2 protein-coding genes are annotated in these 13,414 nt (G+C 52.4%); both read right to left on the bottom strand.

The genetic code is table 11. The features are described 5' to 3' along the window. Positions 1–16: 16 nt before the first annotated feature. A complete protein-coding gene (locus tag MHH28_RS00660; protein ID WP_405110391.1) occupies positions 17–7,792 on the bottom strand; it encodes an S-layer homology domain-containing protein in 7,776 nt (2,591 codons plus the stop codon). 27 nt (positions 7,793–7,819) lie between these two features. Continuing rightward, positions 7,820–13,372, bottom strand: a complete 5,553-nt coding sequence (locus tag MHH28_RS00655; RefSeq protein WP_405110388.1) for a hypothetical protein — start codon at positions 13,370–13,372, stop codon at positions 7,820–7,822. Positions 13,373–13,414: the final 42 nt, after the last annotated feature.

Genomic DNA, 13,414 nt, shown 5'->3' with positions numbered 1-13,414 from the left:
AACGGGCACATCCTTGTTATTGCTTGGCTGTAATGAATTGATCCAGACGGATGGCAATGGCTGCCGCCTGCTCACGCGTAAGCGGACTTGACGGGTTCACCTTGTTGCCTTCCCCGAGAATAATGCCGTTCTTAATGCTCATTGCCACTGCTTGTCTTGCCCATGCCGGAACCTTGCCCTTGTCAACGAAGCCGCTGAGGATCGAAGTGACTTCGGCCTCGCTGAGTTCACTGCCCGGATTGACCTGATTCAGCAATCTGCCGAGCATCGTCATCGCTTCCACCCGTGTCAGCGTATCCTTAGGCGCATATTTGCCGCCTTCAAGACCAGTGACAATACCGAGCTCTGTGGCAATGGAGACGCTGCGGTTATACCAGCTGCTGGCGCTGACATCACTGAAGCCTGCCGAAGCTGCCTGCTTGTTCATCAGACCTGCAACACGCAACAGAATGGTTGGATATTCTGCCCGGGTCACTTGGCCTGACGGATCGAACAGTTCCGCAGATTTCCCTAGAACGAACAGCTTGGCAGATGCCGCTGCGATGCCGTCCTTGCCCCAGCCTGAAGGCATATCCTTGAAGGCCTTCTGGTTGCGGATGAAGAAGAGGCTGCCTTCGCCGGTCAGCTGTACATTCACTGCCGTGCCGCTTGCATCCAGCTTCCACGGTACCGTTGTCCAGTTCCCGTCTTTGTCCTTAAGCACCATAGCCGTAATCTCCTTGGCCGCAAGCGGCGCAGGAATCGCGATCTTGGCTGCAAGCGCAGGCGTCCAGCTGGCCTGCGGCAGGTTCACAGTAACCGCTGCCCCTTGGCCCGCTCCCATCAGGGTGAAGCCTTGCTGATCGGCAATAGCCTTCATAGCCTGCTGGTCAGCAGTGGTATTACCGCCAATGCCGATAGTAAGTCCGGCGGTCACACCTGCAAGATTCTCAGGAGCAATGACGAGTTGTCCCATTGGAACTTCAATCACAATCTTATTCTTCGCGGTCAGCTGCTGCTGGACCACACTTTGGTCTACCCGGATACTGAATGCTTTGGCATTCGGATCGGTGGAGCTTACCGTGAGGTCACTGCCCGCAACAGCTTCTTTATCCGTAATGTGTACGATCGCTGTAAGTCCATTCCACTCTGTCTTCACGGCTTGGCCGTTGACGGTAATCTGGGCTGCTTGTTCCGGTGCTTGTTCTTCAACAACTCCCGGTACGGCACCGCCTCCTCCTCCACCACCGCCGCCACCACCGCCTGAACCGCTGCTGGTCCAGACTGATGCAGGAACACTGCCGGATGCCCTAACCAGCTTGTCCAGGGAGGTACGCTTGGCGAGTACAACGATGGCACCCGGATGGGCTGTAACGATACCATCGAGCGGAAGCAGGCTCCATGAGCTTACATTGTCATCCCTTTTCAGTTCTGCCGGATTCGACGAGAAGACCTTGTAAGCGATCTGCTGTCCGGTCATATCCCCGGCGGAAGTCACCGTAATCTTCGTATGGTTGCTGTCTCCGCTAATCGGAGACGATACGGCTTGCACTGTACCCAATTCTTTCGAATCCGGAACAGCTACAGTTGCCGCAAGCATGCCCTTGAGCGTAACACCCTCAGACACCTTGAACTCTGCCTCAATCAGGCTGGAGCCGGTGGCAAGTGCGGTAACATTACCTTTTGGCGACAAGGAGATTGCATCGCCTACGGCAACTTCATAGGTCAAGTTATCCAGATCCTTGCCGGTAATCGGCTCTTCCTTGAATTTCGGCTTGCCATTCCCGTCCTTGCCATCCGAAACCTTGAGATAAGCCTGGACTTGGGCCGCCGCTCCCGGAGTCAGCATCTCCGCTCCCTTCAGAATCAGAGCCACCGGTACTTTGAAGCCGGCATTCGTAATATCCACAACCGCTGTGTTCTGATTGCCCGCTTCGTCCTTAGCCACAATGCTGAGGGCTACGGAAGGGTCAGCCGAGTTAATCTTCACTGTTCCGTTGAAATCACCGTTTAACGAGTCCACGGTAAGCGGATCAGAAATCTCAACATCCTTGTATTTCCCGTCCGGCTGTAACTGGCTCACGGTATACACTGCGCTCAGCTTGGTTCCTGTAGTCGTAGTTCCTGCTACACGAATCTCACCATTCGCCGTCCGCTCACCCGTTACCGGCTCCGTCAGATACAGGATCGGCGCGATCGTATCTACTGTCAGATACAGCATGGTCACTGAGATATCCTTGGTCACCGTATTTCTGGCCCTGAGTTCAATCGCATACGGCCCGTCCGTCTGGAACTGGTCGAGATTCAGTATGCCTTCGCTTCCGCCGCCGGCCTTGTTCGTCAGAGCTACTGTTCCAATGGATTTGTCAGCATTGAATGCTTCCACCGTCACATTGGACTGGCCTGAAGAGAGCGTCAGCTTCTGCTTCGTTTCATTCGTTAACAGGTTCACGTAGTTCCCGGAGGAGGCATCTACCGTCCCCGATGAACTCAACACCTTCAGATCCGGCAGATTCGGAACCGGCAGCAAGGTGCTGCTGCTGTCCCGCCGCTCGGCATAATGATAGTTCTGGTGCTTGTCGGCATCTTCGGTTGGAACCGTTGCTGAAGTAACGCCGATGACGTAATTCTTCTTCACTTCCAGGCCAACGTATTTCACCTTGCTCAGATCAATCACTGAGCCTTCAAGACTGCCCTTATAGACTTCATCTGTTGTAGATACAGCCTTCCAGCCGCCAATCAGCAGACCTTCGTATTTGCCTGTGGAGGCATTCCAGTAAGGCTTAAGCTCCTGTTCGGTATACAAAAGCTCTCCAAACGGAGCATATTCGCCCAGTTTGCTTCCATCATCCAGCTTCGCATCGACCACGTAGCTGTGCTCGAAGCCGCTGTGTCCCGATTTCTTCGCTCCCGGCTTGAAGGAGAGTGAGAACAATCCGTTGCCGGCAGGCTCAACCTTGACCTCACTGACACTCTGAGGTGCAAGCGGATCGATGATCTCAAAACGCTGCGGCGAAGTCTTCGTCCCGAAGTTCGAACTGGATTTCAGCTCGGCCCGCAGGTAGTAGTTGCCTTGTCTGAGCAGCCCGCGGATATCCTCGGGATTGCCCATCAATGTTACATTGGTGACATCGATCACTTTGCTGCCGCTCGTGATTCCACCGCTGACCGAGCCGCCAGCTCCGACCGGTACATCCTTGGCGATCAGCATACCCGGATCACCTGTCTGCAGAATCTCTTGGCCATTCAGCATTTCCTTGCGGTTTGTCACCGCATCCTCAGCCAGATACAGGTTCACGGTATCGCCTTCGGCTGCGTTGGCGACTTTCCATGAGGCTGTGAACTTGTTGACATCCGCGCTGTCCTTCGCCAGGTTGACTTCACCCAGAGTAGGCAGGGTAGGAACGTTGAGCAGCTTGGTGTCAACCGCCGAGACGGCTGTCAGCTTCCAAGTGCCGCCCTTTGTGGCTTCATTCTCAGGGATAATGATATAAGCTCTGCGAATATCTACTTCATCGCTCAGTCTGGATTTATCTCCAGATTTGAAGCTTGCAGGAATATATTGTGTAAAAGCATTTGCCGTAGGGTCCGTGTTCGTGTTGTCGAATTTCACCGGATAATTCTTGCCTGATGCATCCTGCAATTTGAATTCCGGCAACTCCTTGCTGCTGTACTCCATTTCAATGATTGCATTGCCGGCCACGCCGTCCATCGGAATCTCATGGATTCTGCCGCCGTTCTTGACCGTAATGCCGCCTACGCCGACATTGATCGAGCCGTTCTCTACATATTTGACTCCCTCATCCACCTTACGGTAGATAATCTCCTGGTTCTCTTCCTCGGAAGCTACCTTGGAGGTGGCCAGCGTCTGCACGCCTGCCCCAATCACCATCAGACGCGGTCCAAGCTCAGGGTCATCCACCACCAGATGGATCATGCCTTCCGGCAACTGATCGGTAGAGGTACCGAATTCAATGCCCCCGCTCCAATAGTAGGTAATCCCTAAGGAGATGAGCAGAACACCGATGCTGCCCCAGACCTTGTCATTGTTGACGCCGAGGAACATACTCGACAGCGGCATGCCGCCGACAATCGGTACATCCTTCGGAATCTGAACCTTCGAGCTGATATAGCCTTCAAAATCAGTGCGGTTCTTCTCCAGATTCTGTCCGACGAAGATACCCGCCTTCCCGATGATGATGTCCCAGCCGCCAATATCCATCTCTGCTTCAACGCGCACGAACCATGGCGTTACCCACTGCGCTTCGAGCAGCGCTTTGGTCAGCATCGGAAGACGGTCATCTTCCTTCGCATCGGCTTTGGCGGCGAAATCCAGCTTGCCTTCCACCTTGAGGCCGGTACGCTTCACCGTCAGATCCACATCGCCGAAGAAATACGCCGGAGCAATCCCGAACCGCATGCCTACGCCTGCTTGAATCGTCAACGGGAACGGATCTTGTGCCGTGCCGCCGGCAATCGTGTCCGCCAGTTCACGTACTGCTCCCCGTATTGCTGTCAGGTAAGTGGCACCCGTAACCAGGATACCCGGCTGTGGAAGCTCTGCCCCGAAGGCAATGACATCCGGAAGAATCCGGCCGTCTTTTACTTTTTTGAGCGAGAATTCAATCTCTACACCCATCATATTCTTCAGCTGTGCCGCGAACTCCAGGCCGTATTCATTACCGATCCCCTTGCCCTGCACAGCGTGTTTGATTGTAACCTTGCCGCTAGGAGCATCCGGACCTTTTTTCTTAGACGCATCCTTCTTCTTATCCGGTCCGAACAAGCCCATCTCCTGATTGAGATCGAAGCCCAATGAGGCATCGACGCCATAGAAGCCGGCACTGTTGAAGATAACATTCTTGATCTCCGAGTTAATGATCTTCAGGGATAACGAGCCTCCGAAGGAGATCCCGTTCTCTCTCAGAATGAAATCATTGAAGGAGAAGCCAAAGCCGTCGATCGAGAAGCTTGGTGCCCCGAACAGAGACTGCTTGTTGAAATACACATCTCCGATCATGACCTGGCGCAGCGGATTCAGTCTGTCCCCCACACCGCCGATGGCCCATTTCAGACTGCCGTTCTGGCTGTCGTCTTCCGGGTTACCGTCATTGCCTTTGTCTTCCTTACTGCCTTCTTCTTCCTCTTCCTCCTCATCCTCTGGCGTCTTCACCTGGGACGGATTGTAGTTCTCATCACCAAGAGATTTCGAGAAGCCGTTGAAGAAATCCAGCGTCCATTCGCCCTTATGGAAGACGAACCCGCTACTCGCTACGCTGAGCGTTCCGTCACCCTTGATGAACAAGGTATCCAGGAAGGGAAGATCGCCTGGAAGGCTATTTCCGAAGATGTCCAGCTTGCCGCGCACAAAAGCCAGATCCTTACCTGTATATGCCACGGCATCATTAATAATTGCCGGTTCTGTCTTGGTATCCACGATGACCTGCTCTTCATCACCTGTGCCGACCTGCTTGATCATTCCGCGGACCGTAACCAGAATCTCACGGTCGAATTCCGGGTCCTCGGATTCCGCTTCTTCCTGGAAGGCTTCAAAGTCCTCTTCGGTTGCAAACAATTTGTAGGCATACAGAGGAGTCTCTTCAAGCGCTTCATCGTCCATGAATTCACTGATATCAAATTCAGGATCAACCGCCTTGCTGGCTGCTCCGAACAAAGCTTTGGTTTTCTTATATTCGGTCACAACAGAGTACAGGAACGAACCGTTCTTGAAAGGCTCGCCAGGGAACAGTGAGTTCAGCTGATCCAGCAGCTCATTCTTTACAGTGGCACCGTTCGCAAGGCCGCTGATATCTACAGCTTCCTTGTAAACCGCCATCACTCCGGCTTCACGGATTCGTGTGTCGTTATTATCGGTGACCAGGAAGGATTGCGGAGTCGTCATATCATACAGAGCCGCTACTTCCTCGTCCCCTCCGGCGTCGCCTTTGTAATCAATCTCCACCTGGTATTCCCCAAGCGGCAATTCAGGTCCGAGTCCGGCTTCCAGCACATTGCCGCCTTCGTCCACCCGGTCCCCCCCGCGGTACGTAATCCGCATCGATCCCGAGTAACCATCGTCTGTAGGCTGCATGACCACTGCATCCTGCACATTCACTTTGTAGCGGCTTCCGTCCGCCTTATCTCTGAGGTACAGATCAAAGTTAGGTGCAGTAGTCGCATTGCCTATATTGTAGGCTTCAATATTGGACAGATTCACCGTCAGATATTTCACATCAGTGCTGTACAATTCCGCCGGTGACAGTGCGTAGGAATACGTAGCTGTTGCTTCACCCACCGGCGGCAGAAGAATGAAGTTGGTACGGGTCGATTCATACTGGGCTTTGATGCCCTCATCCTTGACGCCTTCGATTTTGCCTTGCGTCTCCGGGCTTCTCGCCGAGATCATATACTCCCGGGTGACCGGCCAAGGTCTGCCTTTGGCTTGAACGCGGAAGGTCGCGGTAATCGCGTCACCCGGCTTGTACTTCGGCTCAATGCCCATCGCCGCTTCATCAGGTGTGGCTGACTTTTTGAACTCCAGCATTTTGCTGCGGGAATTCTCCAGGACCGGATTCCCGTTTGCATCCAGGACATCCTCTCCCTTTTCATTCTGCCTGACGAAGCTGAGGCCGCTCTCGAGCGTCATCTCTACTTCGATCTTGGAGTGTTCCATATTGTAGGCCTGCAGATTCTCTACTTCTGCTGTAACGTTGAAGACACCGTTTTTCTCATATTTCGTCGGCACTCCTCCGCCTTCAACCGGCTCGGTAGCCAGTTGCTGAACCTGATCTACATAACGGATCGAGAACACTTTATCCGGGGCTGTGAGTTCACCGAGTCCGTATACGGTCTCGAAGCTCTGGAAGCCTCCCGGTGCCAGCTTCTCCGGGTTCCAGTAGAAGGCAACGGCCGAATCCGCCGTACCGAAATCATTGGTATCTCTGGTGAAGTCGAGGTTGGGATGTACTTTATAATCCCATTTCGTATTCGCCAGACCATTCCAGTGCCCGACAATCATCTCATCCACAATATTAATATTCTGTTCGGCAAAGTTATTGAAGCCGTAGGCCACCACATTGGTTGCCTGAGGATTGGTCAAATCCAGCTTGTCGCGCATGACCCAATATGCAGGAATTTTGAAGTACCCTCTATCTTCAAAGGGAATCCCCGGATCGTCCTCCGGGTTATGGACCAGCTTCCGCTCCACTTGCAGCGGTGATTTGTAAGCTGTGCCAATCTGGAACTGCGGCCCGTCGTTTCCGCCGACCATCGTATCCAGCATAATCCGGCTGCCGACCTGGACCTGCGCCCCGCTCTTGTTATTCACTTCATAGCGGATGTTGACATTCCCGGAATTCACAGCATCCTTGCTGTCGGTGTAGAGCATCAGAATCTGCTTGATCTCTACGCCCTTCATCTTCCAGATCATCTCAAGCTGCTTGGTGCCATTTGAATTCTCCACCACTTTAGGTGCACTAGTCTCTGAATAATGGCTGGCGTCGAACTTGTATTTATTGCCGTAAATATAATCCGTTCCGTCGATCCGGAACGTCGTGAACGAAGTCTCCGGATCATCCCCCTGGAACAGCAGGTTAACATCATTATCTTTCTTGCGGATTGGTTGACCCTCTACAGTGCGAATGCCGTAGCGGCCCGTTTCGTTATCCACAGTGACCTTGATAAAGTCATTCTGGATCATGGTTGTCTTGGTACTGCTGGCCGCCTCGACGAGAGCATGGAAGCTCTCGGAGGTGGACAGAAATACCATGATTAAGGTGAGCATTACCGCTACTGTGCGTTTCAACAACTTCACCAAGTATTCCCCCTGTTCTTGTTTCAACTATTTCAGATTGCCGACAAAGAAGGTAGCAAATTCGCGGTCCCGCTCCTGGGTTCTCACCACAATGGTGTACCAGCCTGTTTTCGGGAAGGTGACCTTGAAATTACTGCTCACCAGTTCAGCATAGCTTAGCTTCTGCTTCACCAGCTTCAGCTGTCCTTCGCGGTACAGACCAGGGTAATACAGAATATCGAACGTTCCTGCCTGATTGACCTTGTCTACTCCGCCTACCTTCATCTGGTTGAAGCCGGATACCTTGAAGGTAATGGTGTTGGTATTGAACAATGCGGATTCGCCGGATGAAGCCGAGATTAAGGTGTCGTTACCGAAGACCAGCAATCCGCCATCCTTCACGACCACCACATCCTGATAGACCACCGACTTATTGCCTACCTGGTCAACTGCTGTGTACGCTACGCGCTGGCGTCCAAGCTTGCTCAGATCCAGCCCGCTGACCGATACTTTCACGTTAGCTTCAGCCGATACATTATCGGAGACGGTGAATCCGCCGAGATCCGTACGGAAGCTAAAGTCTTTCTTGTTCTGGACAATTCCGACCGTTTCCTTGTTCAGTGTCAGCTCAGGCGCTGTGTTATCAAGTCCTGCAATGGTCACCGGAAGCTTGTTCACATTGCCCAGCAGATCCGAGATGGCAATGACCGCTGAACCGCTGCTCTCAAAAGCACGCGAGTAGCTGTACGTTCCATCCGCTTTACTGATCTGGTTCGTATAGGCAGCTCCATCTGAAATAGGTCTTACGCCTGAGAACATGTGGTTAGGAGCAGCAACTGTGCCGCTAAGCGTAACCTTCACTTTACCCTTGGCATATTTCTGTCCGCCGATGGTCACAATCTGATCAGCCGGAACGGCTTTGCCTTCGGCATCTACAAAGGTATAGGTCACCTTATCCGGTACTGGCGGCGCAGAGAGAATATTTGTTACTTTCTCTTTGATAACTGTCGTATTGCCGTACACATCTACCACAGTGAATGAAGCCGTTCCATTCTCCATGAGTGTAATGCTCTTATCGGCACTGATGATGTTGAACGCTTTAGCCGAAGCATCCGCCTTCTCTACCGTAACCGTAACGCCGGTGGAGAACAGCACATTGCCGCTGTTATCCTTCAGGGTGCCGAAGGTCTGGCTTCCATTCTCGCCATACTGGTAAGAACGGACTACTTTTACCCTAGGGACTTCCTTGTTAATGTTCGCAACCGTTGCTTCAACCTTATTGACATTTCCGGCAGCATCCTTAATTTCGAATTCGAACTTGCCGTTCTCCGTGAAGGTGTAGGCCGTCTTGCCGCCATTATTCACAACCGTCACCGGTTCAGAGGTGCTCTGGAGAAGGGCAACCACATTACCGTTCGTACTCTCCATGTATGAATATTCAACGGTTCCTTCAGGAGGCGTACCGTCAATATTCTTCACGACCAGATATAGAGTATCTGTGCGGTCCGGATCACTGAGATCGGTCAGATCGAAGCTGTAGTAACCATTTTCGTAGATCTTGAATGAATTCCCGGTCCGCACTGGCACCGATGGGTTAATCTTCGATGGCATGACGCGAATACCCGGCGGAAGCGTAATCTCAATGTCAGCACCTACCTTGGCATTAACCGGGCTGTTCACGCTGAGTGAAGCAAGCGCATAGACCGGCTGTACGGTAGTAAGAGGAAGCTTGATTTCAAGCTGGGCCGGTTTGCTGATCAGACCGCCCGGCGTTCTGTACTTGACCCATACCTGAAGCTCCTCAGCCTTACTCGTCGGAACCTTAACAGCTACGAAGTTCGTATAAGGCTTCCAGTTCAGCCAGCTCACTCCGTTATCCGGTGAGACCGAATATTCATAACCGGTCTTGTCCTCCGTTTCGAGACTCAGCTTCATAATGGCTGTGTAGCCGTCCGCTGCATCACCGGACAGATAGATTAGAGATGACTTGGCATCCGACACCGGCGCATCCGGCTTGGTTGTTGCCGAGACCTTGAAGGTTCCTGCACTTGCCTTGATCGTGCTGTTGCCAGCTCCGTCAACCGCGAGTACATATAAGCGGAACTCAGAGATTTCTCCCGATTTTAGCGAGTTGTCGTCGATAGATACTGAGCCGCCTGCCGGAACATCTGCCCATTTTGTCGATGACTCTGTAGGTACTTCTGCACCTGCATCTTGTCTGACCCATTGATACTTGCTTACCAATCCTGTTTTGCTGTAGAACTCTGACACGCTAATCTTCGTCTTCTGCAGCGGTAGCGGGTAAGCAACACTATCAGGGCTGAAATACACTACCGGTGCTTCATTGTCAAAATAATAAGCCTTCGAGTAGTAGTACGTTTTGTCGCTATGCTTCACCATCAGATGAATGTATTGCGTTCCGTTCAATACTGTTTTAGCAGCAGGAATGACATAGCTGTAAGTGGCTTCACTTACAGAAGCACCAAGGCCCTTGGCTGCCAGCTTGGCATCGGGGCTGGCCTCTGGAGAAGCAGCAGGCGTCGCTGACGGCTCCGTTGCTTCGGCTGAGACAGTTGGCGTCGCTGACGGTTCAGTCGTTTCGGCTGAAGCAGCAGGTGTCGCTTCCGGCGTGGCACTGTTATCCGGTGCCGGAGTCTCTTCCGATTCAAGCGGCGTCAGCGCAGGCGCTGCCGGCCCGGAGGACAAGAACTTCATAAGGGCCACCGGCCCGATGCTCGCTGTAACTTCCGGCTCAACCGGAGGACTTGGCTCTGTAGGAGCACCAGACGCTGCCGGTTCCGATCCGTCTTGAATTAAGCTTTTCTCAGACAGGGGGGTGATGTCTGACACCTTGGAAACATCCATCGGGGCGAATTTACTATCATCAGGACGTAGGGAGCTGTCGCTGATCACAAAACCCGCATAATCCGGATGCACACCGCTGATCTCAAAGGTAACATCATGACTCTTCACGTAGTTAGGATTGGCTTCCGGTGTGAACTGTGTCGGAATCGCCGCCTCTGAACTTACAACCACCGCTCTTTCCTGCGGAGTCTTAACCGTCTCATTGCCCGCGAAATCCAGCGCCTTCAGATAGAGCCAATAGGCCCCGTCCTCATCAATATCCTCATAAGTAGACCGGGTTACAGTTGAGCCGGTGTAGGTCGTATCTGCCCACTTGCCGCTCGCCGGAGAATCCCCGTCCTTCACCCATTGATACTGCACACTTTTGACACCGCTATGCGGGTCCTTCACCAGAGCCTGTACCGTAGCGGTATCTTCACCGGCCATCGTAATGGCAGGTCCCTGGTTGTCCAGCTTCAGCACGCCTACTTCATGCTTCCAGTTGGAGTCGTCATTTTTGAAATCCGCAAGCGGCCAGACACTTACATCACCGTATTGTCCTACCGCGGCCATTGCCTGATTGTCGGCGTAGAAGGTCTTTTCTGTCTCATTGCCTGGTGCCTCTGCGAACCAAGCATCATACTGTGCCTCATGAGTATCCACATACACTTTTTTCTTCTCGTACTGCATCAATTCTCTGGCAGAATCCCAGGACATATCGGCAGTCCACGTATGCAGATACCACTCACCGCTGTTCCCTTCCTCGAAGGCTTCCGCCGGAGGGGCGAGCAGGTTCGTCTTGTTATTCACTACAGACAGCTCAATATTCTCGAATTCTCCCGGATACAGCTCATCTGACGGCTGCTTGGCGGAGAGTGCATAACGCTTGAGCGCTGCATAATGATCTCCGGCTACACCGGCGAACGGATCAGCCTTATCCTGGCTCCACCAGTAGTACACCAGACCCACGGAAGGAGAAGCTTCCGCACTCAGATTCGAAGGGCGGTAGATTCCGCGGCTCGGCCGTTCCGTACCACGGTCACCTACAGTAGGATCTAGATGCGGTACTTTAATGGAAGGATCGTTGGCATCAATCGTAACCTTACCTTTTTTGGCATATTCTTTATCAGTAGCGCCGCCAGTCTCGAACCGGTAACCGATCACTGGCTCCGTATTGTCGATGAACAGGTTCGCCCAGTCAATCTTGGAGTTGGCGAGCGAATCGTCACTGCCGAAAGGTTTAATTTCCTCTTTATGGATTCCATCGTAGTTAGCAGGCTGAATCATCAGGTTCCCTGCGTAATCCTGAATGACATCGGTATCCATCTGGATCGGCTCACTGCCGCCCTTGGCATCATTAGATATAGCCACAGCCTTGAGGAGCGGGGTTTCCACCGTTTTGCCGTCAGGCACAGTCATGCGGAAGCTCCAATTCGGTGTATTCCGGCCTGCAACATAATAGGCTTTCATTCCGTTATTGAAGAGGATGAAGGTTTTCTTCTCATCCCAGCCGGTTTTGGCAATCGCCTCTTCCGTCATCTGCAGGGTGAAATCAATGACATCTCCCGTATTGAGCGTAACCCCGGTCAGAATCTCCGGCTGAATGCCGTTCTTGGTCTTGGAATACTTCGGACGCACGGCATCGACAATGACGCGGAAGCCGCCCCGGTCGAAGTCAAACGGGTTCCCGCTTTTCCGGTCCAGCCAGGCATTGCTGCCGCTGCTCGGTACGGTGTTGAGATTAACAACCGCTTTATTCCCTGCCGCATCACTGAGCACGGCTTCTTTCAATTTATTATCCAGCGACAGATCCATCTGCGCACCGCCGGTGGTTCCTCCGGTAATTAACGGTCTCAGCGGATTATTGCCGCTGTTGTGAAAAGGAACTCCCGTATATCTGTAGGCGATTTTTTTCTGGTAGGAATCCAGATTGTTCTCGTTAAAGGATAAATTCTGCAGATATTGCTGCTGTCCGGCTGCTGGGAGTCCAGTTTCCGGATCATTAATGAACAGCTTGTGCCGCAGGAAATAATCAGAATTTGCCTTCACTACCGAAGTAGGTCTGACCGGCTCGCTGAAGTTGTAGCTGAGCGTGATGTTCTCGTCTCTTTTGACATACAGCTCTTTCTGGTTAATATTCTCGTTGAGCCGTTCTGCACCATTGCCGGTGAAGGTATAGTTATCGATGACCGGACGCTTGAGGTCCTGGAACTTGAGGTAGAATCCGCGCACACCGGCTGCTTCACCGTCGTCATCGCCTTCACCCCAGACCCTAATGGTAATAACGGAATTAGGTTTGATGATGGCCTTGGCCGACTTGTTATACCGCTGGCTGCTGCCAGTTCGTTCATTGATAATATCTTTTCCGTCGATGTTTACTGTAATGGAAGAATGACGGGTCCATAAGAACCCGGAGTGACGCCGCAGCACGGCGAACCCTGTAAGCATCTCGGCATGTCCGCTCTCCGCCATATTTTTCAAGATGGTATTATCGGCTACATTCACCTGGAATTTAACCGTTGCTTCATTATCATCGACACCGGCAAAGATATCGCCCTTGGCCCAGTCGTACTTGGCGTCTTTATCTTCCTCTGTCTGCTTAAAGCCTTGCACCTTGGTATAAAAGTTGAGAAATGTATTGTCTGCAGGATAGCTTAGATTTCCGACATGTTGTCCATTCGGAAACGTGACCTCATAATCATTCCCCGCAGCCTCTGCCAGTCCGCTAAAGGAACTGGGTATTAACGATAGCAACATACTAAGAATCAAGCTTAGCGAGGTATATCTCTTCAATCTCCT

It is taken from the genome of Paenibacillus sp. FSL K6-1217 (genome assembly GCF_045040735.1).
In the GTDB taxonomy this organism is placed as follows: domain Bacteria; phylum Bacillota; class Bacilli; order Paenibacillales; family Paenibacillaceae; genus Paenibacillus_AQ.
Note: the sequence above shows the minus strand (reverse complement) of the source record. Positions and strands in the feature narration are given on the sequence as shown.

Coding starts and splice junctions, on each gene's coding strand:
- MHH28_RS00655 (WP_405110388.1), bottom strand. CDS start 13,372: ATGTTGCTATCGTTAATACCCAGTTCCTTTAGCGGACTGGCAGAGGCT.